This is a genomic window from Cupriavidus sp. 96C5-1 (assembly GCF_057798855.1).
Genome location: NZ_JBYOJU010000004.1, coordinates 66466 through 90115 on the forward strand (window position 1 = coordinate 66466; position 23650 = coordinate 90115).

The 23650-nt window shown below is 65.3% G+C and carries 17 protein-coding genes; 5 read left to right on the forward strand and 12 right to left on the reverse strand.

All coding sequences use genetic code 11. The annotated features are described in order from the left end of the window. Positions 1 to 252 precede the first annotated feature (252 nt). Positions 253 to 552 (forward strand): hypothetical protein, encoded by a 300-nt coding sequence (locus AC3FOF_RS07070; protein ID WP_488726151.1) that lies wholly within the window; start codon positions 253 to 255, stop codon positions 550 to 552. A gap of 19 nt (positions 553 to 571) precedes the next feature. Here AC3FOF_RS07070 and AC3FOF_RS07075 read toward each other — a convergent pair whose 3' ends face one another. The 10 genes from AC3FOF_RS07075 to AC3FOF_RS07120 all read right to left on the reverse strand — a co-directional run bounded on the left by AC3FOF_RS07075 (position 572) and on the right by AC3FOF_RS07120 (position 14571). Further along, positions 572 to 1102: a TlpA disulfide reductase family protein gene (locus AC3FOF_RS07075; RefSeq protein ID WP_017230079.1), complete on the reverse strand. Its 531-nt coding sequence runs from the start codon at positions 1100 to 1102 to the stop codon at positions 572 to 574. Positions 1103 to 1202: 100 nt separating this feature from the next. Next, positions 1203 to 2225 (reverse strand): transporter family protein, encoded by a 1023-nt coding sequence (locus tag AC3FOF_RS07080; protein WP_430869637.1) that lies wholly within the window; start codon positions 2223 to 2225, stop codon positions 1203 to 1205. A gap of 126 nt (positions 2226 to 2351) precedes the next feature. Further along, positions 2352 to 2711 (reverse strand): DUF2946 domain-containing protein, encoded by a 360-nt coding sequence (locus AC3FOF_RS07085; protein WP_276267241.1) that lies wholly within the window; start codon positions 2709 to 2711, stop codon positions 2352 to 2354. Between the two features lie 295 nt (positions 2712 to 3006). Beyond that, the gene (gene kce / locus AC3FOF_RS07090; RefSeq protein WP_017230082.1) at positions 3007 to 3930 is read right to left on the reverse strand and encodes a 3,5-dioxohexanoate:acetyl-CoA acetone transferase; all 924 of its coding nucleotides are present in this window, start codon (positions 3928 to 3930) and stop codon (positions 3007 to 3009) included. A 165-nt stretch (positions 3931 to 4095) separates the two neighbouring features. Continuing rightward, a complete protein-coding gene (locus AC3FOF_RS07095; protein ID WP_488726152.1) occupies positions 4096 to 7548 on the reverse strand; it encodes an indolepyruvate ferredoxin oxidoreductase family protein in 3453 nt (1150 codons plus the stop codon). Between the two features lie 159 nt (positions 7549 to 7707). After that, entirely contained in the window at positions 7708 to 9039 is a 1332-nt protein-coding gene (locus tag AC3FOF_RS07100; RefSeq protein ID WP_488726153.1) for an OmpP1/FadL family transporter, read from the reverse strand. Between the two features lie 85 nt (positions 9040 to 9124). Then, the gene (locus AC3FOF_RS07105) at positions 9125 to 10093 is read right to left on the reverse strand and encodes a fumarylacetoacetate hydrolase family protein (RefSeq protein WP_017230086.1); all 969 of its coding nucleotides are present in this window, start codon (positions 10091 to 10093) and stop codon (positions 9125 to 9127) included. Between the two features lie 12 nt (positions 10094 to 10105). Further along, positions 10106 to 10708, reverse strand: coding sequence for a VOC family protein (locus AC3FOF_RS07110; RefSeq protein ID WP_017230087.1), 603 nt, complete (start codon positions 10706 to 10708; stop codon positions 10106 to 10108). Beyond that, a complete protein-coding gene (locus tag AC3FOF_RS07115) occupies positions 10705 to 12633 on the reverse strand; it encodes an FAD-dependent monooxygenase (protein WP_488726154.1) in 1929 nt (642 codons plus the stop codon). Before AC3FOF_RS07115 ends, AC3FOF_RS07110 begins: the two co-directional genes overlap by 4 nt. A 39-nt stretch (positions 12634 to 12672) precedes the next feature. Further along, positions 12673 to 14571, reverse strand: a complete 1899-nt coding sequence (locus AC3FOF_RS07120) for an FAD-dependent monooxygenase (protein WP_488726155.1) — start codon at positions 14569 to 14571, stop codon at positions 12673 to 12675. Positions 14572 to 14819: 248 nt separating this feature from the next. On the opposite strand from AC3FOF_RS07120, the gene AC3FOF_RS07125 reads away from it, so the two are divergent. After that, positions 14820 to 15542: a TetR/AcrR family transcriptional regulator gene (locus tag AC3FOF_RS07125; protein ID WP_276264244.1), complete on the forward strand. Its 723-nt coding sequence runs from the start codon at positions 14820 to 14822 to the stop codon at positions 15540 to 15542. 219 nt (positions 15543 to 15761) lie between these two features. Here AC3FOF_RS07125 and AC3FOF_RS07130 read toward each other — a convergent pair whose 3' ends face one another. Beyond that, positions 15762 to 16343, reverse strand: coding sequence for a thioredoxin domain-containing protein (locus AC3FOF_RS07130; protein WP_488726156.1), 582 nt, complete (start codon positions 16341 to 16343; stop codon positions 15762 to 15764). 165 nt (positions 16344 to 16508) lie between these two features. Further along, entirely contained in the window at positions 16509 to 17705 is a 1197-nt protein-coding gene (locus tag AC3FOF_RS07135) for an acetate/propionate family kinase (protein WP_488726157.1), read from the reverse strand. A 528-nt stretch (positions 17706 to 18233) separates the two neighbouring features. Here AC3FOF_RS07135 and AC3FOF_RS07140 point away from each other — a divergent pair. The 3 genes from AC3FOF_RS07140 (at position 18234) to AC3FOF_RS07150 (ending at position 23223) form a co-directional block, all read left to right on the forward strand. Continuing rightward, on the forward strand, positions 18234 to 20987 hold the full coding sequence (locus AC3FOF_RS07140) for a cation-transporting P-type ATPase (protein ID WP_488726158.1): 2754 nt from the start codon (positions 18234 to 18236) through the stop codon (positions 20985 to 20987). A gap of 32 nt (positions 20988 to 21019) precedes the next feature. Continuing rightward, positions 21020 to 21934 carry a universal stress protein gene (locus AC3FOF_RS07145; protein WP_488726159.1) on the forward strand — a complete coding sequence of 305 codons (915 nt, stop codon included), beginning with the start codon at positions 21020 to 21022 and terminating at the stop codon, positions 21932 to 21934. 1040 nt (positions 21935 to 22974) lie between these two features. Beyond that, entirely contained in the window at positions 22975 to 23223 is a 249-nt protein-coding gene (locus tag AC3FOF_RS07150; protein WP_488726160.1) for a hypothetical protein, read from the forward strand. Positions 23224 to 23650: the final 427 nt, after the last annotated feature.

Below are 23650 nucleotides of genomic sequence, written 5' to 3' on the forward strand. Positions count from 1 at the left end.
TGATCAAGGTGCGATATGAAATTTTTATGGCAAATTCAAGCGATGCGGGTCTCAAGACCAGCGTCCGCCCGCAGCTCGGCCTCGGAATCGCATCAGGCCGTCGACGCCTTGCCGACGGATACCGCGATGCACCAAATGCTTGTTGCGCTGGCCTGGTGGATGTAATAACGTTTGACGGAATGCAGAAGTCCAGCGAGAACGGTACGGAATTGGCGGACGGATCGACATGTAGCACAATCGTCACTCCCCAACATGATCACCCAGATTGCCCCCTGCCCGCTCTGCCAAACGCCCGCCGCGCGCGCGACGCTGCCGCACGGCGGCGGCTACCTGTACTTCTGTCCGGACTGCGGCGGGCGCTTCGAGCTTGGCATGATTGCCCAGGTCCGTGCGGATCGTGGCGAAATGCATCCCGATATTGTCACCAGCGTGCGACGACTCATCGCCGACGGCAAGCGGCCACGCGTGGAATTCGATGTGGCCGCGGCCAACAATCCATTCAGCGTCTCTCCGCTTCCCAGCAGTGAAGATTCCACCGCCGGTTGCCCGTAGCGGACCCGCATGCCTGTCGCTATCGTCTCAAGAGCGGAGTCACGATGTGCTCCAGGCGTTCGGCTGTCCAGGCTGGTGCCTGGTCGTCCCAGCCGTTGTCAGCCAGGAGCCCGGCTCTATCTATCGTGAAGTTCACCGGGATACGCCAGATCCGGCCGTAATCTCCCGCGTAGGCGCTGCCTAGCAGGCCGACAGGAAAACCCAGGTCCGCAGCCATCTTGCGCACTGCCGGCAGGGCATCCGGGCCGTCCAGGCTGAAGCCCAGGACCCGCAGCCCGTCGCTCGCATGACGCGCCGCATAGGCCGACAACAACGGCAGCTCCGTGTGGCACGGACCGCACCAGGTGGCCCAGAAGGTCAGTATGACCACATGGCCGCGCAGATCCTCGGTGGAGATGCTGTGCCCGTCCAGCGTATGCAGAACCAGCGGAGGCGCTGGGCGGCCCACCGCCAGGCTGTTCGCTTGTGCCTCGGGCAGCCAGCCGGCCAAGCCGGCGCCCAGCCCCAACGCACCGGCAACGCGCAACCAGCCGCGCCGTGCCGCCGACACGCTGTCGGTCTGCGTGGCACCGAGGTCGTGTGGTTTCCGGCGACCGCTTCCTCGCGGCAACGGCGATGGCGCCGACGCTGGCAAAGCCTGCAAAGACAGTTTAGAAGGCATAGCTGACCCCGATATTCCCTGTCCAGCGCGGGAACAGCTGGTATCCATCCAGCTTGCTGTAGAGGGCTTTCTGCACAAAGCCGTACACATGCAGATTCTGCGCCACGGCGACCGTGATCCCAGGGCTTAGATACATCACGGTACCGCGTGTGTTGGCCCTGTCGGCCAGCGCTCCCTGGTCCGCGCCCTTGTGGACAAAGTTGACCTGCAACTGCGGCACGATCTTCGGATTCGCCTCGTAGCGCAGGCCGACGCTCGCGGTCGTATAGTTGCCAGGCCGAAAATCCGCGTTGGCCTGATTCAGCTTCTCCATCACGGCCGACTGGAATTGGCCGTTGATGAAGGCGTCGAAATCCTGGCTTACCGGCTGGTAATAGTAGGCCCCGATGATGAGATCGGTGCTGCCGGTGCCGGGTTGCAGACTGGTATCGAGCGCCTGGCCGCCGGCAGCGTTCGGGCCGGTCGAAAAGAACACCGGATGCCCGACAGTGGCGCCAGTCACCACGTTTTGACCGCCATAAGCGCCGGTGGGCAACTTCACACCGAGCTGCACGCCGAGATTATGGGTCGGAAGGAAACCCTGGTAGCTACCGATCAGCTTGATATCACCCAGACCGCTGCTGGTGGCGCCGCTCAGATTGTCCGGCGTGAGCTGGTCCGTAGTGGCATTGCCATAGGTCGTATGGCTGCGGTCGACGATCGGTACGATCGTGCTGAAATTCCAACTGCTATTGGGGCTGTAGCTGAGTCCCAGGTTGTAGTAGCGATTGATCGTCTGATTCTCCACTTCCTGGTTGCCGCCGGCATCGTTGATCGCCGCTACCTGCGCCGGCGAAATCCGGCGGGTGCCACTGCGTAGCTGATTCTGGCTGATGAAATTGTAATCCAGGCTGATCCGCCAGCCGGGCATGGCTGAATAGCCCATGGCAGCATCCGTACTGAGCGAGCAGCCGCAGGTCGCGCACGCGTAGGCGGTGACCGGCATGGCCATGCTCGCTGCGCAGGCCAGCATGGCGCGAGCCAACGCCTTCGATTCGATTCGCATGTTTTCCTCCCAAGTTTTCCTGAGTATGTGGAGCGGGCGGCCACGGGCGTGCTCAAAGGACGCGTAGGCACGTGCCACCGGCAAATACTGCGATCAGGAAACGGACGGAGGGCCGCGCGGTCGCCCCGAGGGGAAACCGACTAGCGGCGTGAAGGAGGTAGAGAGCGTGGGGACAGCCGTAGTGGCCGTCACGAGCGCGATAGCGATCGGAGCCGGTGGAATCACCGGCATGACGACGTGGTGTTCGAGCAGGTTGCAATACCCGCACGCGCCGAGCTTGTCGGCCGGGGTGTGATGTTCGTGTTCGAGCGCCGGCTGCGAGGCTGAGCACAGCATGCCTGCCGGCTCATTGGCTTGCGCCGCAACCGCGAGATGACTGACCATCGGCGCAAACACGATCATCCACATGGCGATCAGGCCAAGCCATGCGGTGAGGCGGTTGCGGAAGGTCATGGTGATAAACGGTTGAACGCACGGAAGTCTAGCATCGGCCATCAGGTGTGAGAAGCGCCCTTCCGTGCGGCGCAACACACTTCATGCGCCAAAGTGCGCAGTTCCCGTCACGCCGGCCTGAGACTACAACCCTGGAGCGCAGGCGAGAGACACGGCCGTCAACGGGCCAACGTGCACGACGCCTGAAAGTGACCCCTTCGCTCCTTCGGAGAGCGAATTGTGTCAACGCCCTCTTCGGCATCGCCACTACTGCGCGGCAGGAGGCCGGCGCGATGACGCAGACAGCAGATCGCCGTCAGAAGCCGACGTTGCTGCGTCCCTTCAGTTTCAGCAAGGTACGCGCCTCGTCAGGCGTGGCGATGTCGAGCGACAGGGCTTCGATGATGCTGCGCACGCGCTGCACCTGCGCGGCGTTGCATTCGGCCAGTCTGCCAGCCCCATCCCATAGCGAATCCTCCAGGCCAACGCGCACGTTTCCACCTATCGAGGCTGAAATCGCCGCCGCGGGCATCTGATGCCGCCCTGCTCCCAGCACCGACCAGACATAGTCCCGGCCAAAGAGCCGGTCCGCGGTGCGGCGCATATGCAGGATGTCCTCGACGTGCGCGCCGATACCGCCCCGCAGGCCAAACACCGACTGGATGAGCAGCGGCGGCTTCAGGAGCGCGCGATCGAGAAAGTGGGCCGCGGTGTACAGGTGCCCGATGTCATAGCACTCGATCTCGAACCGCGTCTGGTTCTCGCTGCAGGATTGCAGAATGTAGGCGATATCCTTGAACGTATTCTTGAAGATCCCGTCCTCGCTGCGCTCGAGGTAGGGGCGCTCCCAATCGTGTTTGAATTCTTTGCAGCGGCCGAGAAGCTCATACAGCCCGAAGTTCATCGAGCCCATGTTGAGGGAGGCGACTTCCGGCTGCAGTTGCAGCGCCGGCTGCAAGCGCTCCTCGACACTCATCGACGGCGCGCCACCGGTGGTCAGGTTGATCACCACATCCGATGCTTCCTTGATGACAGGCACGAACCGGCGAAACAGTGCGAGATCCTGCGACGGCCGCCCGTCCACGGGGTTTCGCGCGTGCAGGTGCACGATGGCGGCGCCGGCCTGCGCGGCGCCGATCGCGCTGAGCGCGATCTCGTCTGGGGTAAGGGGAAGATACGGCGACATGGAAGGGGTATGGATCGACCCTGTAATGGCGCAGGTGATGATGACCTTGTTCATCGTGTACTCCTTGGGGAGGGATAGGTGCGCGGCGGCGTTGATCAATGCGGGTGCGCGCCGCCGGGCGTCACATGGCTATCGGATGGCGGCAACGGCGTGCAGGACGTTGTGCCGGGCAAGATTGGCGTACGGCGCGGCGTTGCCTTTCGGCCATGCCGCCGCCAGTCAGTCCGGACCTGATACCGCCTCCCGGGCCTTGGCTCGCCGGGCAAAGCCGGCTTGCGCCTGGCGCTCGCGGACATGCCCGTACCCGCGCACACTGGCAGGCCAGCCGAGCAGCTCGCGCAAGCGTTGCGCTGGCCATTGCGCCGCCGCGCCGCCGAGGGCGTCCAGGTCATCCTCATAGGCGTCGCGTACACGGCGGTTCAACACGGCTTCGCTACCCCGGGCAAAGGGATCGAGCCAGCTGCCGCGCAGGAAGCGCACGCTCGCCAGCAGGCGGAACACAGGCAATATCCAGCCGCCGACGGCGGTCTTGCTGATCTTTCCGCTGACCGTGTCCAGCTTGCCGAAGGGCCCGCCCGCCAGGTGGAAATTGAGCTTGAAGTCACCTTCGAACCCATTGCGCAGCGACTGGAGGAACGCCGGCCGCGTGTACAGGCGCGCCACTTCGAATTCGTCCTTGACCGCCAGCACCCTGAAGTACTGTGTCGCTACCTGCCGGACCAGGGCGTCGGCGTCGCTCCGTCCCGCCAGCGCGCGCTGGACCGCTTCCACCCGTTGCCGGTAGCGGCTGGCCAGGGCACGGTTCTGGTACCCCGCAAGGCGCCCGGCCCGGTCCTCGATCAGGCCGGCCAGCGACCCGCCCGCCGGCACCGGCAGGTGGACAACCTGCGCAGGCGCCAGCAGACGCCGCACCGCCACGCTGTCATGCGCAAGCCATCGGCCCAGCGAGAACGCGCTCAGGTTCGTGTCCGTCGCCACCCCGTTGAGCTGGATCGCCTTCTCCATCGCAGCCCGATGCACCGGAATCGAGCCCTTCTGCCACGCATAACCGAGCAGCAGCATGTTGGACAGGATCGCGTCGCCCAGCAGTTGCTGCGCCAGCGCGGCAACGTCGATGAACTCGGCACGCGCCCCCAGCGCTTCGGTCAGGCGATGCTTGAGATCCGCTTCATCGGCAGACCAGTCCGGCTGCCTTGTAAAGTCGCTGGTGGGAACGATCTCGGTACCGACGAAGGCGCGGGCCGATCCCGGACGCAGCCGCGACAGGGAGTCCGCCCCCGCGGCCACGATCAGGTCGCATCCCAGCAAGACATCGGCCTCTGCGGCACCGATGCGCGCGGCGTGCAGCAACGCCGCGTTCGGGGCGATCCGGACATGCGAGCCGACCGCGCCGTACTTCTGGGACAGCCCGGTGATATCCAGCGAGCTGCCGGCCTTGCCGTCGAGGTGCGCCGCCATCGTCAGGATGGCGCCGATGGTCACGACGCCGGTACCGCCGATGCCCGCCACCAGGAGCGCCATCGGTTCGAAGTCGCCGGGAATGGCGGGATCCGGCAGTGCGGGAATCTTCAGGCCTGCTTGCGCGCCGCTCTGAGGCTGGCGCGGCCTGGCCCCATGCAGCGTCACAAAGCTCGGGCAAAAGCCGCGCACGCACGACAGGTCCTTGTTGCACGACGACTGGTTGATCTTGCGCTTGCGGCCCAGCGCCGTCTCCAGCGGCTCGATGGCCAGGCAGCCGGACTGATCGCCGCAATCGCCGCACCCCTCGCAGACCTCCGGGTCGATGTAGGTGCGGACCTGCGGGTCCGGCAGCTTGCCGCGCTTGCGCAGCCGCCGTCTTTCGGTAGCGCAGGCCTGGTCGTAGATCAGCACCGACAGCCCCGGATACTCGCGCAGTTCGCGCTGGACGGTCTCCAGCATGGCCCGGTCGTGCACCGGCACGCCCAGCGCGGCCCGGCGCCGCCCGTCGTAAGCCGCGACATCGTCGGTGACCACCACGATCTTCCTGGCGCCTTCCGCGCGCAGCTGGGCCACCGCTTTGTCGACACTCAGCTCGCCGTCCACGGGCTGCCCGCCCGTCATGGAGACAAAGCCGTTGAACAGCAGCTTGTAGGTCATCCGCAGATTGGCCGCGAGCGCCTGGCGGATCGCCAGATAGCCGGAATGAAAGTAAGTGCCGTCACCCATATTGGCGAAGACATGGGCCTCGCTGGTGAACGGCGCCTGCCCCATCCACATCATGCCCTCGCCGCCCATATGCGAGACGGTATGGGTCTTGCCGGGGTCGTTCAGCATCGCGATGGTATGGCAGCCGATGCCCGCCAGGGCCCTGCTGCCATCCAGCACCCTGGTCGACGTATTGTGCGGACAACCGGCGCAGAAGCTCGGGCGGCGCAATGGCGCCGCGGCCCCCTCCGCGCACGCCACCGGCACGTTCGCCGGCGGCACGTCCAAGCCCAGCAGGCCTTGGATGGCTTCGGCAATCTGCAGCACGCTCAGCTCGTTGCAGATCGGCAGCACCGGGGCGCCCCGCGATGCCGACCATTCCGGCGCGCCCTCGAATTTTCCGCGCACCACGGGTGGCCGTTGCAGGCGCGCATCGAAGAGAATGGACTTCAATTGCGATTCAAGCAGCGGCCGCTTTTCCTCGATCACCAGGATGGTGTCGAGGCCATGCGCGAAGGCGCGCACGATCTCGTCTTCGAGCGGCCACACCATGCCGATCTTCAACACCCGCAATGCCGCGCCATGCGGGCTGACGGCGTCGATGCCAAGGCGTTGCAGCGCCTGCATCGTGTCGGCGTATGACTTGCCGGCGGTCACGATGCCCACCCTGGCCGCCGGGCCGGGCCACACCAGGCGGTTGAGCCCGGCCGCCCTGGCGAACTGCACCACCGCCGGCAGCTTGCGCACGTACAGGCGCTCCTCCGCCGCCGGCGCCATCTCGAAGGCTTTGATATGCAAGGACGCGTCGGCAGGCGGCAATCCGCTGACCGGCACCAGTTGCCCCACCTCGACGTCTCCGGCGGATTCCACGACGTCGGTCACCAGCTTCAGGCCCACCCAGCATCCGCTGTAGCGCGACATCTCGATCCCGCGCAAGCCAAAGTCGATGATGTCCTGGACGTTCGCCGGGTATAGCACCGGTATGCCGGCGGCGATGAGCGAGAAATCCGACTGGTGCGCGGTAGTCGACGACTTCGCGCTATGGTCATCGCCCGCCAGGACCAGCACGCCGCCGGCCGCGCTGGTGCCGGCGAGATTGCCGTGCTTCAGCGGATCGCCGCTGCGATCGACGCCGGGCCCCTTGCCGTACCAGATGCCGAACACGCCGTCCACCTTGGCGCCCGGAAAGCTGCCGACATACTGCGTACCCCACACGGCGGTGGCGGCCAGGTCCTCGTTGACGCCAGGCTGGAAGCGCACATTGGCCGCCTGCAGCAGCGGCTCGATGCGCCACAGCTCCATGTCCAGCCGGCCCAGCGGCGAGCCGCGGTAGCCGGAGATAAAGCCCCCGGTGTTCTTGCCGAGCTGCGTGTCGATGCGGCGCTGGTCCAGCGCGATGCGCAGGATTGCCTGGTTTCCGGTAAGAAAGACCCTGCCTGCCGCCTGCTCGAAGCGATCCTCCAGCCGAGGCGACTGCAGTGCCGACGGTTCCGTACGCGCGTTCATGCCTTACCGCCAATGGGGTTGCAGGCCGCCGATGGCGCAGCCGGACGGCCGTGGCCGCCCCGCGCCGTGCTTCCCGGGACGGCGCCGGACCGCGGATGAAAACTAGCCTTCATCGAGACAAACTCCATGATGAATGAACAAAAAGGGAATCGGCAGCACTCAGAAGCGGAGCGAGTACTGCACGCCGATGCTCTGCTGCCGCGTCGCCAGGGTCTCCTGGCCCGCCACGGTGGGACTGCCGGCAAGCTGCGTCGCGACCGCCGAAGCCAGCACGGAACTGCTCGCTGTCGTGTGCGCGGGAGACAGGGAATAGAAGATGGACCACTGGGTATTCGACCCGGTCGCATAACCGAGCCCCAAGGTATAGTGGCGGCGGAACGTCGCGGGCGACGTGACGTTGCTCGCGGTGTCCCCGTCCGCGAAGGCAGCACTATTGAATGAGACACCGCCCGAGACGTACAGGGCCGGTGTCACCTGGTAGCGCACCCCGACCTTGAACACGTTCATGTCCTTCCACCCGTTCCCCGGGCCGCCGCTGCTGCCGCGCAAGGCGGTGCCGTCAAAGGGGCGGTTGCCAAGCCCGGTGGTTCCCGAATAGTTGATACGCTGGTAGTCGAAGAGCAAGGACAGGTTCTGCATCGGCGACCACTGCATGCCCACCAGCATGTTCTCCGGGATATCCAGGCGGCCATGGTCCGCCAGCAGCCCCTCATACTCCTTGAGCCGTCCCATCCTGATCCGGGGCGACCATGCCGCGCCGAAGCTGAGCGTGTCGCTGGCCCGCCAATAGGAGCCGAGGCGCAGCCCGACGCCGAACGAGGACGCCGTTCCCTGGTTGCCCAGGTGGTTCGGCGCCGCCGACTGCGGGGCCAGCCCCTGCAAGCCCTCCGCGCTGAACAACTGGCCTGCGATCAGAAGGGAGAAGCCGACGGAGAACGAGTTGGAAACACGTGCGGATACCGTCGGCGCGATCGTCAGCTGCTGGATCGTGGTGGTGGCCCTGCCGTCGCCGCAGAGTACGTTGCCACGATAGGTGGTGCCGGCGGGCGCCGGCGCTGGCGCTGGCGCCAGGCAGGTCGTGGTGTCACCCCTGAAGTAGGTACCGGCGCCATTGCTGTAGCCGACGATGCTGAGCGACAGATCGGGATTGATCATCCGGCTGTACGCGACATCGGTCAGCGGCACCCAGCGGTTCGCGCTGCTCGTGTGCGTATCCAGCGCGCCGGACAATGGTGCCGGCAGGCCCGCCGCACGGCTCATGCTGGTTACGCCGTTGGTGGCGATCAGGTTGCCGTCGAGGCGATTGCCGGCCCATACCGTGGTGGCGGGGTTGCTAGCGCCGCCGAACGCATCGCGCGTCGACGCGGCGGCGGCACCTGCCATGCCGCGCGCTTCGGCACCGTAGCCGATCTGGAAGTAGCCGTTGTCGGCAAGCGCGAGCGCGGGGCACAGCGCTGCCGCGGACGTGACAATCCACTGTTTCTTGTTCACTGCTGTCTCCATTGTCGTTGTTATTGCCGCGGCAGGTCTCTGCCTCCCTTGCGGCGGGGGCTTGAAGTGGAACGCGGCCAGCGAACTAATGGCCGGTGATCAAGTTCGGCAGGACGCCGAGTCCGGATATCTCGACCTCGACGCGATCGCCGTCGTCGAGGAAGCGCCATTGCTCGATGCCGGCGCAGTTCGGCACGCATCCGGTGGCAAGCAGTTCGCCACCGTGCAGGGTTTCGTTCTGCGAGGCATAGCTGACGATGCGGTCGATGCGATGCGTCATCCATGCGGTGCTGCCTTTGCCGCGCACCTCGCCATTGACCCGCACGGTCACCTCCAGCCGGTGCGGATCGTCAATCTCGTCCGCGGTGACGACCCAGGCGCCAAGGCTGTTGCTGCTATCGAAATCCTTGCCCTTGGCCGGGCCGGCGCTGGGCCGGACGCGCATTTCCTTCATCAGTTGCGCGCGTTCGGAGAAATCGTTGAAGATCACGTAGCCAAAGACGTGCGACATCGCATCCGCGCGGCCGATGTTCTTGCCAGGCTTGCCGACGATCACGCCAAGCTCGGCCTCGTAGTCCAGCATGGCGCCCGGATCGGGGCGCCGCACGACGCTGTCGTGACCGGACAGGTTGAGCCGCACGCCCTTGTAGTACACGGGCGTGTCGTAGAAGCCCTTTGGCACTTTCCCCATGCCCAGGGCACGCATCAGGAAACCGGCGACCGGGCTCACGCCATGCCTCAGGACCTGCTGGAATGCGTTCTTGAGATGCTGGTCGTAGGCACTGAAGCAGCGGATCTGAGGGGGCCGGTAAGGGATCTCGAGCCGGATCTGGCGCAATGGGTGAACCTGGGCCGCCCGGCCGGGTTGCCCGTATCCCCTCGCCAGCTCCCTGATGGCGGGCAGTGTTTCGTCCTGGTGCTCGATCAGCGCCAGCAGGGTGGCGAATCGCGCATCCCCCGCGAACGACGCCGTCACATCCAGCACGCGCTCGCCCGCTAGCGCAAGCCCGACATGGCTCGCCACGGCGGCGTTGGAAAACGTGCACAGTCTCACGGTTGTTTCCTCTCAGGGCAGGGTCAGGAACCGGCGGCTGGTCACCGCCCCGGGGCGCATCAATTGCGCGTCGGGCTCACCCGCCTTGTGCCGCTCGAGCAGGTGCTCCGGATCGAACTCGATGCCGATCGAGTTCTCAGCGAAGGCCCCGGAGGCGAACCACGCCTCCAGCTCTTCTGCCGTCGCGAAGTTGTCCACCTGCAGCTCCGCCTGGATGCCGTCGGGATCGCGGTAGTACATCGAGGTGGTGGGTCCGTGGTTGATGCACCATTCCGGGCTGAGCCCATGACGCTTCAGGCGTTCATAGGTGTGAAGCAGGTCGCCGAGCGAGCCGAAGGTGAATGCCACATGGTCCAGGCCCACGCTCTCCCGCCGCTTCGGGCTGAAGTTGGCGGTATTGATCAAAGCCAGGCGGTGATGCTCGTCGTCGTAGGACAGGAAACAAAGCAGCGCATTGCGGAACATCACGCGCGCACCCAGTACGACGGACCACCAGTGGATCGTTTCATCGAAGCGCCGCGTCGCCAGCACGATGTGCGCGAGCTTCACGGGCGGGCGGGCGTCCGGGTCCGGACACGGGATGGGAAAGGGATCCATGCTCATGCTGTTGCTCATTGCATCTCCTTGCTGGGGTGTGCCGTTATTGCGGCGTGGAGCTTGGTGGACTGGGAAACCAGGCGTGCCATCACCGCCTGCAATGCCCGGGAAGGATCGGCGCAGTGGCGGCGGCTGCGCCAGACGACGATCCCGTCGCCCCGCACCAGCACCGCGCCGGATGCATCGATCTCCAGCGCCGCGGCCAGTGCCGAGGGATCGATGCGAAACTGCGACGCAACGCCGTCACCGATGGACGGACACGCCACCTCGATGCCCCAATCGCCGCGCACGCCGGACAGCGCCGCCTGCCAGCGCACGCGTTCTTTCTCGTTGACCAGCAGCGTCATCGGCGCGCGCCGTGCCAGATCGCGCGTGGAGACCGACTCGCCATCGATGTCGGCCTCGCTCCAAAGGTGGGGAACCAGCGCGCCGGGACTCGTGGTCGGCAGGTACTCGGTTGCCCGGTTGGGAGATGCAGGATGCGGATGCGGCTCGCGAGCCATGAAGCCAGCCGGGTGCGCGTAGCCAAGGTCCATGCCGAGGGTGACGAAGACTTCGCGCTGCTTGTCGATCGCCCTTCTTACCCTGGTCCGCGCCTGCGCGCCCGCTGGCCCGTTGACCGTCAGGCCGCCCAGCGGCTTCAGTCCGCCACGCAACAGGGCGCCGAACAGCTTGCGTGCAAAGGCCTTGGGCAACCTCGCCGCCCAGGCCGAGCGGGAGAGCGCGGACAAGGTCTTGAAGCCGGCGGGATCCACGCCGGCAGACCGCAACACCTCGTCAGACAAGGCGCTGAGCTGCTGGGTGAGGTGCGCATGGGCCTCGGCGCTCTCGGCGCGCTCGACGGCATAGCTGGACAGCAGCCCTTGCGCAAGGTCGCGGTGCACGAAGCCGCCCAGCAGTATCTGCAGCCGCCACGCAAGGCTCGCCGCGTCCTCGATGCCATGGTTCAGCCCGAAGCCGCCAATCGCCGAAAAACCCGCCGCGGCGTCGCCGAGCAGCAAGACCCGGCCAACCCGGCTGGTTGCGGCGCGCCGCAGTTCCATCGTCCAGGGCCGGATCGAGCAGATCTCGACGTCAATGCTGTCGTCGCCAATGGCGGCCCGCACCAGCGACAGCGCCCGCGCGGCCGTCATCTCGCCCGCGGGCTCGATGTCAGGCAGCACCGCGGTGGACAGGACCCACTCTTCATCGTCGGCGGTATGTGCGGTGAGCGTACCCACCACGCCGGGATTGAGAATCCAGTACAAGGGGCTCGGCCGCGCGTTGCTCAGTTTCCACAGTTGCGCGCGGAAATGGATCTGTGCGACCGCCTGCATGGGCTTGGTGGTCGATTGCACGCCGAGCAGCCGCCGGACCGTGCTCTGCGCGCCGTCCGCGCCGGCGACGAAACGCGCGGTGCGCCGGGTAGTGCTGCCGCTGCGCGCTTCGCGCAGCGTCAGGGTACAGCCGTCAGCCTCCTGCGATAGCGCCTCTAGCGCATACCCGGGCATGAACTCGATCAGTTCGCTGGCAATCACGCGCTGCCGCAGGATCGGGTCGGTTACGTTCTGGGACAGGTGCAAGGGGCGGCAGGGCCCGCTACCCAGCAGGCGGGCCGTATGCCCGGGATCGCTGCCGATCGGCACGCAGCGCCCAAGCTCCACCCCGGCCAGGGACGTGCACCAGGTAATGTAGCGAAGCTTGAGTGGCGGCGAGCTGATTTCGCGCAGCGTCTCGGCAAGTTCGGTATCGATGGAGCGAATCACTTCCATCGCCCGTGCCGACCAGACGTGGCCGCGCGGATGCGCATCCGCATCGGACTGCCGGTCCACCAGCACGCTGCGGATGCCGCGGCTGGCCAGAAGGAGCGCCAGCACGGAGCCGGCGGTGCCGGCGCCGACGATCGCAACGGGGATGGCCTGGCCACCCTGGCGGAGCGGCGCGGCTTCGGGATCATGTATCACAGGGGAACCTTCGCGAGAGTTTTTTGGGGTTTCCGGCCGTTACGACGCGCACATGCCGGTCCGCGCGCCGGATGGCGGCGATTCGCCTGACGGCACAGGTAAAGGACCAGGGACAGGGATTTGAAGCACGGTGCACAGCGGACCCAACACGTCCCCGAGCTGCATGCCGGCCGCCGACGCATGGCGCCAGGCAATGTGCCCGTCCGGGCGAACCAGCACCGCGATGTCGGGGCGGCCGCCGTTCCATGCATGCAGGCGCGGCAGGTCGTCGCGGTGGACGACGGCATCGAGGTCGACCCCATGCACCGGCACGCCAAGCCGCTGGCTTGCCTGCGCCGCGAGTTCCACGCACCGCTGGCCGTGGCAGCCCAGGCCGGCGAGCAGGAAATGCCCGGGGTCGAGCAGATCGTGCGACGTCGCGGCAGCGGTGCCCGAGGCGCGGGCGCCTTGAACCCGGAAGTGCGGCAAGCGTGCGCCGGGTGTGAGCGACAACGCCACCTCGAGCACCGGATTGGCGGCGACCGGAGCCACGGCGCCGTTATCGCAGATAGCCGCGCTCCGGTACACATAGCCCAGATCCAGCCCGAGCGTACTGAAATGCTCCATCTGGGCTTCGGCGGCCTGTTGCATCTTCTGCTTGATGCTGGCGAACCGGGGCGTGGCTGCCTGCTGCACCTTCCGGGTGCGCGACTCGATGGGCGCCACCAGCACAGACTTGACCGCGGAACGCAGCGCGGATGGCAGCATGCGGGCCGGGGCGCTTGCGCGCAGGCGTGCCATCGTCGGCAATTGGTCTTCGTCGAGACCCAGCGCCGCGGTGACCTGCCGCATCTTCCGGTGGTTCGACACGCTGACGCGGCAGTTCGTCTCGGCAACGGGCTTGCGCTCGTCGCCATAGGTATCGAGCAGCCCTGGGCCCGCCCTCCCCTTGATGACGAGGGCCAGCTTCCACGCAAGGTTGTGCGCATCGGCGGCGCCCGTGTTCAGGCCGAGGCCGCCCGTGGGCGGAAAGCGGTGAGCGGCATCGCCGACCAGAAAGGTACGGCCCTTGCGATAAGGCTCGGCGATGTGCGCCTGCATCGTCCAGTTCGATAGCGACGTAATGCGCAGCGGCATATCGCGATCGCCAAGGGCGGCGCGAAGCATCCGCTCGCACCGCTCCGGCGGAAAGTCCTTCGGCGACTCGTACGCCGGGTAATACGGCGTCATGAACACCGAGTAGCGCGCCGCATCGTGCACGATGAAGGTGCCCGGCGCCTTGGCCGACAAGACCCAGAAGAGGATTGACGGACTGTCCTTGACCAGGTGCCGGATATCCGCCTCGAAGTTGATGGTGACGAGGTGCGCCAGGTTGGTCTCTCCCACCATCGGCAGCCCCTGGCTGCGGCGCACGCGGCTGCCCGCGCCGTCCGCGGCAATCAGCCACTGGCTGCGCACCCGGTACGTCTCGCCGCTTGCGGCATCCATCACCGAGGAGATAACGCACGGCTCGCTCTGCTCCGCGTCCAGCCATACCTGGCCGAAGGCCGTCTGGCAGCGCACGCGGCGCGCCACCTGCGCGAACAGCAGGCGCTCGAGATGGTGTTGCGGGATATTTGCCGTCCGCTTGCTGCTGGCCGCTTCCATCCTGGCAAGAGAGCCGGCGCCGCTGACCTCGATGCGTGCGAGGTCTCCATCCGCCAGGTTGCGCCGCCAGGTCACGAAGCGGGACTGGGCGGAATGCGTGCTGATACCCGCCAGATCCTCGTCCGTGACGCCGATGCTGGCCAGGATCTCCTGCGTCCTGGTGTTGATGACATGCGCCTGGGGCGCGAGATGCAGGTCATCGCGCTGCTCGATCAGCAGCGATTCGATGCCCTGATCCGCCAGCAGCGCCGCCATCAGCATGCCAACGGGACCCGCCCCCACGATCAACACCGGAACTTCCAACTCACGCATACACACTCCCAATATTGCTTGCCGCCACCCGCCGCAATCCGACGCCACGGGACGCAAATTTATACATGTATAAGTCAAACTCAAATCGGTACTTATACTTATATAAGTCCACGCCGCCGGAAGCCGAACACGGCGGATAGCGCGCGGGGCCGCCATCAGGGTGGGGTAACCCCGGGTCGGGACTCCGGCGTATGGGAGAATGGCGGGACCGCCACAGTGAGTGAAACGTGCCCAAGGCAACCATGAGCATGACCGAACCCCGACGCCCCAAGCCCCCCGCGCGCAAGCGCGCCGGCGAGGCATCAGCCACAACTGCGGGCGCCGCCCGGTCCACCGAGGTATCGGGGCGGCAACGGCTGATCGAGGCGGCCGAAATGGAGTTCGGGCAGAAGGGGTATGACGGCGCCTCCGTCCTGTCGATCGCCAACCGTGCCGGCGTGAAGCAACCCCTGCTGAATTACCACTTTGGCGGCAAGGAAGGCCTCTGGCGCGCGGTGGTCGAAAGCGCTTACACGGAGCCGCTCAAGGCATCAACGCTGGCCTCGGAGGCGCTCGACGATGCCGACCCGCTTACCCGCCTGCGGGCCACGCTGCGGGTTTTCGCGGTCAACAATATCCGTCATCCGGCAGCGCACGCCCTGGTCGTCATGGAAGTGGCGCAAGCCAGCCCAAGGCTGGACTGGCTGGTGGAGAATTACATGAAGCCATTTCACGACAAGCTCGACGCGCTCATCGCCGACTGCCACGCGGCCGGGCTGCTGAAGCCCTACCCGCGCGAACACGCCAGCATCATGATGACCGGCATGCTCACGGCCATTCAATCCGCCACGCATCTGGCAAAGCGGGTCTATGGCGTCGGACCGATGACCGCCGAACAGACGGAGCGGCACGCGGAGCAGGCCATCGATGCGCTGCTGAACGGCATGCTGGTTCGCCGCGACCATCGCGATTCCGGCAAGAAGCGCGGTTGAATTTTCATAAACCATTGAATTTGAATGGTTTATGGCACTCCCCGGATTCCAGCCGGCCGACCAGCCGCCCCGGTTCAGCCGGTAGTCTGCTTCCGTCGCGTTAGGGCGTTCAGGGCGTCCGGTTTGGCACATGGAGGCCACATGAACCAATGGGCGACTGCATAGGTGGAAGTAATGCGAGCCGCGAAGTCCATGGCCAGCTGCCCGATGGACGGGCACTCATAAGCCGAGTTCCGATTCGAGTGCCTGGGTGGTCAATGATCCTTCGAAGACTTTGGTTTCTCCAGATTTCCCCTGGAACACAACGAACGGAACACTGGTCAGATTCAGGCGGCGAAAGAACTCCGTATTGACGCCAACCTGGCGCATCGCAGACTCGGGAATCGCCCCGCTTGCAACGTCCAGGCCACCTTTTCGGGATTCCAGCAAGGCCTCATGGGCGTCCATCGTGCCGATAGCGTCCTTGCTTCCCAGCAGTGCCGCCCCCTGTTCTGCCGAGCGATCGGGAGTCAGCAGCGCAACCGGGATCCATATGAAGTGCACCGTAGAAAACAGAGGCTTGGATGCGCGCCAGAGCTCACCGCAATGCGGGCATTGAGGATCAAAGAAGACGTACACCTTCCTGGTGCTCAAAAGATTTCCGGCGCTGAATCCAGCTGTGTTCGTCGCCACCGATTCGACCGAAATCGGCGCTTCCTGGCGAGCATTGTTCTGTGGCGCAGTGCTCTCCACCTGTTTGCCGCAGCCGCCAATCATGATGGCTAATCCGGCAAGGATGGCTAATGTGCGTCTTCTTTCCATGAGATCTCTTTTGGCTGACGGCGAAATGAATGCTCGTGCATTATAGGCGGCAGCATGCCAAGCCGTGCTTGCTCGCCCCCCATGGCCGACCTGAAACGCAGGACGCACACCCGCTCGATACGCCAGACGCCAGTGTCGGCCGGCACAGCGGGAGCGTCGAGGGCCTCACGTCGAGACCGACCCGCGCCACACCGCGATCGCTTGCCTGGCCGCCACCCATTCCTCGTTGGTCGCCTCGACGCCCACCGTGACCTGACTGTCGCCCGACGAGATGACGCAGGCGTGCCGGCCATTTTCCACCTCGTCAAGGGTCAAGCCGAGAAAGCCGAGCCCTGCGCAGACCCGGCGCCGGATTTCGACGCTGTTCTCACCGATACCCGCCGTGAACACCAGCAAGTCGAGCCCGCCCAGCACCGCCACCAGTGCGCCGATTTCACGCACAATGCGGCGCACGTACAGCGCGAGGGCATCCCGCGCCCGCTCGTCCGAAGCTTCGCGTTCCAGCAGCACGCGCGGTTCGGGCGATACGCCCGATAGGCCCAGCAGTCCTGATTCGTGGTACAGCATGTGCCCCACCTGCTTCAGCGAGAGCTTCTCGATCTCCATCAGGTACAGCACCGCTCCCGGGTCGAGCGCGCCACAGCGCGTGCCCATCATCAGGCCGTCCAGCGCCGAAAAGCCCATCGTGGTAGCGACGCTCTCCAAGCCCTGCATCGCGCACAGACTGGCACCGCTGCCCAGGTGGGCGACGATGGTGCGACCGCACGCCGCCTCTCCATGGCGCTCGGCCAAAACCTCGGCCATGTAGGCATACGACAAGCCATGGAAACCATAGCGGCGCAACCCACGGTCCCAGGCCGCGTGGGATAGCGGCAGCAGCTGTTCGATCTTCGGCAAGGTATGGTGGAATGCCGTGTCGAAACAGGCCACCTGCGGCAGTTCGGGCTGTTCGGCAAGCAACACCTGTATGGCATCCAGCGCAAAGGGCTGGTGCAGCGGCGCCAGCGGGATGTAGCTGCGAAGGTCCGCCAGCACGCCGGCATCCACGCGCACCGGCGCCGAATACTTGCTGCCGCCGTGCACGACGCGGTGGGCAACGCCCACGATCCGGCGCTTTCCCAAACGCGCTCTCACACGCTCACGGATCATTTGTAGCGCAGCATGGGAAGGCTGATCCGGATCCAGTTGCACTCGCACCGGGGCGGCGCTGCTTTCGCTGAATTCCGGCGCCGGTCCGCCGATGTTCTGCACCTTGCCGCTCCAGGCCGCTTGCACCGGCAGTGGATCGGCACCCGCATCGAACAGCGCAAACTTGATGCTCGATGAGCCACAGTTCAACACGAGAATCAGTTCGTCGGTCATGGCGAAGATATCCGGTAGTGGTGGGCCGGCGTCAGCCGCAACGGAACAGGAAGCCACCCGCGATTGGCACCAATCGGCGCGGATCGGCATGGCCGGACGACACGGTGAGCATTCGCGCGCCGGGCACGATCCGGCGCTGGACGCATGGCCCCCGCGGGCGAGATCGATTGCCGACGACTGGCCTGAAAGCGGTGTCGTTCGTCGGTCCCCCGCGAAGACCCGACGGCTGCGCTGGCCGGCTCGTGGCCGGGCCGCGGAATTCGGCATCAAGGAATTATCGCGGGGACCGGCGCAGTCTGTCGAGGCCAAATCCGGAGAATTCTGATCAGGATCAAGAAGGACCCGCACGCTGGGAAACTCCGGGAGCATGAGGAATCATACTTTCAGATCACGGCTCCACAAGGGCTTGCGGGCAACGCATCGCGAGCGCCAGACCGGGCAATACGCATATTGGCCGGAAAGACTACGGCGACCTCGTCAGGCGCCTTCATTCCTTCCAGGACACGAACACGAGCAGGCCCGATACCCATGACAGATCGCCCGACCTCAAACCTCACGGAAGCTTCGCTGCCCACGCAATGGCATACGCTGTCTCAAGCAGAGATCGAGCGGGCATTGCAAACCGGAATGGCCGGCTTGCAGGAAGACGAGTCCCTCCGCCGCCTGGCCCGGTTTGGGCCAAACCGGCTGACCCCGCCGAAGCGGCGCGGACCGCTGCGGCGTCTGCTGGCGCAGTTCCACAACATCCTGCTTTACGTCATGCTCGCTGCTGCCATTATCACAGCCTTCCTGGGGCACTGGATCGACACGGGCGTGCTGTTCGCGGCGGTGGTGATCAACGCCATCATCGGCTTCATACAAGAGGGCAAGGCCGAATCCGCGCTCGATGCAATCCGTGCCATGTTGTCGCCGCATGCCACGGTGATCCGCGGCGGCACCCGCCGCGAGATCGACGCCGCCGGGCTGGTGCCCGGCGATCTGGTCGTGCTCGCATCCGGCGACCGGGTGCCGGCGGACCTGCGCCTGGTCGCGGTCAAGGAATTGCGTGTCGAAGAAGCGGCGCTGACCGGCGAATCCATGCCGGTAGAAAAGAACACCGCGCCCGTGCCCGCCGACGCCCCGCTGGGTGACCGCTACGGCATGGCCTACTCGGGCACGCTGGTAGTCTATGGACAAGCCAGCGGCGTCGTCGTGACGACGGGCGCCGCCACCGAACTCGGCAAGATCAACCAGATGCTCTCCGGCATTCAAAGCCTGGCCACGCCCCTGCTGCGCCAGGTGGATCGTTTCGGCCGGATGCTGGCCCTGGCCATTCTCGGCGTTTCCGCCGCGACCTTCGTGCTCGGTTCCTGGTGGCGCGGCCATGCGCCCGCGGAAATGTTCATGATGGTGGTGGCCTTGGCCGCATCGGCGATCCCCGAGGGACTACCGGCGATCATGACCGTCACCCTTGCACTTGGCGTCCAGCGCATGGCCCGGCATCACGCCATCATCCGCCGCCTGCCGGCGGTGGAAGCGCTGGGTTCGGTGACGGTGATCTGCTCCGACAAGACCGGAACGCTGACCCGCAACGAAATGACCGCCCAACGCATGGTATGTGCCGGCCATGTGTTCGATATCGGCGGCGTGGGTTATGCCCCGGTGGGCGATTGCAGCATCGGCGGGCACGCCATCGACCCCGGGCATTACCCTGCGCTGGCCATGGCGATCCGCGCCGGCGTACTGTGCAACGATGCTCGCCTGCGTGAGGAGGATGGCTTGTGGCGAGTGGAAGGCGACCCCACGGAGGGCGCTTTGCTCGTGCTGGGCGGCAAGCTCGGGGGCACCCAGCACCTTGACGACAAGCTGTGGCCAAGGCTCGATTCCATCCCCTTCGAGTCGCAACACCGCTTTATGGCCACCTACCATCGTGACGATCGCGGCGACCCGTGGATTTTCGTCAAGGGAGCGCCTGAGCGGATTCTCGACATGTGCGGCAAGCAATGGAACCACGACGACGACGACCCGCTCGATGTCGATTATTGGCGCCGCATGGCCACCGACACCGCGGCCCAGGGATTGCGGCTACTGGCGGTGGCATGCAAGCGGTCCGCCCCGGCCGGCGAGCGGCTGACGTTCGCCGACATGGAATCGGGATACACGCTGCTGGCGCTGGTTGGCATCATCGATCCGCCACGCGAAGAGGCCATGCGCGCGGTGCGCGAATGCCATCGCGCCGGCATCCGCGTGAAGATGATCACCGGCGATCACCCGGAAACGGCGCGCGCCATCGGTGCTCAACTCTCGATCGGCGTGGGCAAGCCCGTCATCACTGGCGCGGAAGTGGCCATCATGGACGATGCGGCATTGCGCCGCGTGGCCATGGAGGTGGACATCTTCGCGCGGGCCAGTCCTGAGCACAAGCTGCGCCTGGTCCAGGCACTGCAGGCGGACGGCCAGGTGGTGGCCATGACCGGCGACGGGGTGAACGACGCTCCGGCGCTCAAACGGGCCGATGTCGGCGTAGCGATGGGCATGAAAGGCACCGAGGCAGCCAAGGAAGCCGCCGACATGGTGCTGGCCGATGACAACTTCGCAACCATTGCCACAGCGGTGCGTGAAGGCCGGGCGGTCTATGACAACCTGAAGAAGTTCATCCTGTTCATGTTGCCCACCAACGGCGGCGAGGCGCTGGTGGTGATCGCGGCGATCCTGTTCGAGCTGGCTTTGCCTCTGACGGCGGCCCAGGTGCTGTGGATCAACATGGTCGCATCCAGCACGCTTGGCCTGGCGTTGGCGTTCGAGCCTGCGGAGCACGACGTCATGAACCGCCGGCCACGCCCGCCAGGCGAGGCATTGCTGTCAGGCTTTTTCGTCTGGCGGGTACTGATGGTTTCCTTCCTGATGATGACGGGCGCGCTCGGCCTCTTCCTATGGGAGCTTGACAGTGGCACCAGCATCGAGTCGGCACGCACCATGGCTGTCAACGCGGTTGTCATGGCGGAAATGTTCTACCTGCTCAACAGCCGCTTCATTCTCGCGCCGGTAATCAGTCGCGGTGGGCTCACTGGCAACCGCTATATCCTGCTGGCCATTGCCGCCTGTCTTCCCCTGCAAATCGCCTACACCCATGCGCCCATCATGCAGGCCATCTTTGACTCGACCGACCTGTCGCTATTGGAATGGGGCAAGGTCTTGGCTGCCGGCCTGCTGGTGTTCTGCGTGGCCGAGTTGGAGAAATTCCTGATTCGCCGTACCGGCCTGGCTTCTCGCTTGTCCCATTCTCGTTTATCCCATATGTGAACTGGTCAAACACGCCAAAAGGAGAGATCCCCATGACTGAAACCTATCTTGCAGGAACCACGCCAGACCGGCTTTTGCTGGCCACCGATTTCAGCGCGCGCTGCGATCGCGCGCTTGACCGGGCCGCGCAACTGGCCAGCGAGTGGCGGGCCGAACTGGTCGTGCTGAAAGTGCTCGAGCCTGCCGCATCGGCCGACCTGGCATTGGCCTGGGCCGGAGGCAAAGCCAGCGATGAACCGCTCCTGCACCTGGCGCGACAACAGCTCGTCCGTGATCTCTCGGGGATGAACGTCCCCGCGACATTGCACACCGCGTGGAGCAACGATGCGGCTGCCGCCATCCGGACCACGGCCATCGGCGCCCATGCTGGCATGGTGGTCACCGGCGTCTCGCGCAATGAAATCACGGGGCGCTTCCTGGCCGGCTCGACCGTCGAGCGCCTGGCGCGCTCGCTGCCGCAACCCTTGCTGGTGGTGCGCTATCGAGCGCACGCATCGTATCAGCGGATCGTGGTGGCGAGCGATTTCTCAGCGTCGTCCAGCCGTGCCCTGCAAGCCGCGGCACGGCTATTTCCGGGACGGGAGCTTATCCTCTATCACGCTGATGACATGCCAATGTCCAGCCTCGTCAAAGGCCTACCCTCCAGCCTCGTCGAAGGTATACCCAGCTCCCCCATCGGCCTCGACAAGCAGCGAGCCGAGTGTAGTGCCTTCCTCGCGGCCACCGGACTCCCCGCCCATGTCAAAGTCCGCCCCGTCATCGAACGCGGCGCAGTCGAAACCGCCCTGACCCAATATGTCCGGCAGCACGACATCGACCTGGTAGTGATGGGAACCCAGGGCCGCAGCGCAATCATGAGCCTGCTGCTTGGCAGCACGGCGGCCAAACTGCTGGATTGGCTGCCTTGCGACACGCTGCTGGTGCGCGAGCCACGCGCCAACGAATGACGACAGGATGCGACGCCATGTCCATGTATATGGCGTTCGCGTGGTCACAGGCCGGGAATCCTCGGCAAGCCTGGCCTGAAAACGCTGCCAGGATCCGCCCATGGTCCTCCATAGCGTCGAGCCATTGAGCCTCAGATAAATCCGCATGCACACTCCAGGAAGATTCTCATTCAATTTGCGCCCCATCCAGGTTAAAAGTCTCCCTGATGTGCGTGCCGTGGAAACAACGGCGCACCATCCTGTGCACTGAGCCCCCAAACCAAGGAGCGGTGATTGCGCGCTCGCTGGCGCGTTTCAACCACTTCGCAATGGCAGCGGAACATGGAAGACATTGAAAAGCTGATTGAGACCCTGGCGCTTTGCGTTCCGCAACTGGGCCGCTTGCGCAACCGGACCTTCCGGACAGCGATCGCGATGCCTCGAAGTACGACGCTCCGCCGACCTTCGATCACCCTGTGGCCACCTGGCAAGGCACGCGCGACGGGCGCAGTTACCGCAGCCGCTTGGGCGTAGCCACTCCTGGAGTACTGGAGCCTAGTGTTTCGGGATTCGGTCACGCGATGGGGGCATGCCTGGGACCACAAATGGACATACCGTTCAGCGAGCTGAAGCCGATCCTGAGACCAGAAGCAGACAAGTACCTGGTGCCTGGCGTGGAATCCGCGCGCTGAGGCTGCCTGCCGTGGCCGGCAGGCGCCGCATCGACTGACGCGACAAATGCAGTTGCTTCTTGCAGCGCCCATGCGTAGGCATAGCTGCGCTCACCCACAAGAACAGAGATTTCTCATCAGTTTCAAGAGAATTCCTACATCCGGGCGACGCACATATAGGGCATCATGTGGCCCTGCCAAATTCCAGGGAGCCCCGCCCTTTTGACGCGTTCCACCGCTATTGCGGAATGGATCCTGCAGCGTGGCGGCGGATACGGTTATTCATGCATAGCGCACTCCACTCTACCAAGGAGAGCGGACACAGGGGCGACGCTATGCGTCGCGCGCTATCCCTCCCCGGCCGGAAGGCCCGGGTCTCCGCGCAGTCTGATGAACCTGATCCGATCCATGCCTGACAGTGCTGAGACCGATACCCCTGGATACAAGGCAATCCGGGAGGCCGCGGAGCTTCTGGAGCAAGAGGCCGCCGCCCTGGCCCGGGGACATGCTCCCTTTGGGGACTGGGGCGCGGATGGCGATGTCAAGGCCGCTCACGACGACATGCTCGCAAAGGCTGACGCGCTGCGCGCCTTGCTGCCAGGGCAAGCCACCGCGGCAAGCAAGGAACCAGCGGCATAGGCAGGAACATTACGATCAAGCGTTGCCGCCTCCATTTCCCGGCGCGCATGAGAACAGTGGCGGCGCCGTGTCGATGGAACGCGCAGCGTGAGGCCTGCTTCGCCGCCTCTGGCGCCACCGCCGGCGAGTGGTCGGCGATCATGCAGCGGCTCGGTTGCGATTCGCGCTTTATCGCACGTTGGTCGCGCCGGTTTCTGGCCGAGCGGCTGGCGGGCCTGTACGCACGCCGTCCCGGCAGAGCCTCCGCGCGCGCCGGAGAAGCCGGCTTGAATCGGCCTATCTCGCTCGCATTGCGAACATCCCGGTCATTGGCTTGTGCGACATCAAGCGCAAACCTCATTGATCAGCATTTCCCTTGGGAAACACATTTCCATTGGCACTTGGGCCCTGGATCAATGCCGCAAGAACTCTGTCGCTGGACGGCAGG

What these genes read in the sequence shown, in the direction of transcription:
- AC3FOF_RS07150 (WP_488726160.1), top strand. Translation starts at nt 22,975, where the DNA reads ATGAACCTGATCCGATCCATGCCTGACAGTGCTGAGACCGATACCCCT.
- AC3FOF_RS07130 (WP_488726156.1), bottom strand. Translation starts at nt 16,343, where the DNA reads ATGGAAAGAAGACGCACATTAGCCATCCTTGCCGGATTAGCCATCATG.
- AC3FOF_RS07095 (WP_488726152.1), bottom strand. Translation starts at nt 7,548, where the DNA reads ATGAACGCGCGTACGGAACCGTCGGCACTGCAGTCGCCTCGGCTGGAG.
- AC3FOF_RS07140 (WP_488726158.1), top strand. Translation starts at nt 18,234, where the DNA reads ATGACAGATCGCCCGACCTCAAACCTCACGGAAGCTTCGCTGCCCACG.
- AC3FOF_RS07125 (WP_276264244.1), top strand. Translation starts at nt 14,820, where the DNA reads ATGACCGAACCCCGACGCCCCAAGCCCCCCGCGCGCAAGCGCGCCGGC.
- kce (WP_017230082.1), bottom strand. Translation starts at nt 3,930, where the DNA reads ATGAACAAGGTCATCATCACCTGCGCCATTACAGGGTCGATCCATACC.
- AC3FOF_RS07080 (WP_430869637.1), bottom strand. Translation starts at nt 2,225, where the DNA reads ATGCTGGCCTGCGCAGCGAGCATGGCCATGCCGGTCACCGCCTACGCG.
- AC3FOF_RS07135 (WP_488726157.1), bottom strand. Translation starts at nt 17,705, where the DNA reads ATGACCGACGAACTGATTCTCGTGTTGAACTGTGGCTCATCGAGCATC.
- AC3FOF_RS07120 (WP_488726155.1), bottom strand. Translation starts at nt 14,571, where the DNA reads ATGCGTGAGTTGGAAGTTCCGGTGTTGATCGTGGGGGCGGGTCCCGTT.
- AC3FOF_RS07145 (WP_488726159.1), top strand. Translation starts at nt 21,020, where the DNA reads ATGACTGAAACCTATCTTGCAGGAACCACGCCAGACCGGCTTTTGCTG.
- AC3FOF_RS07070 (WP_488726151.1), top strand. Translation starts at nt 253, where the DNA reads ATGATCACCCAGATTGCCCCCTGCCCGCTCTGCCAAACGCCCGCCGCG.
- AC3FOF_RS07110 (WP_017230087.1), bottom strand. Translation starts at nt 10,708, where the DNA reads ATGAGCAACAGCATGAGCATGGATCCCTTTCCCATCCCGTGTCCGGAC.
- AC3FOF_RS07085 (WP_276267241.1), bottom strand. Translation starts at nt 2,711, where the DNA reads ATGACCTTCCGCAACCGCCTCACCGCATGGCTTGGCCTGATCGCCATG.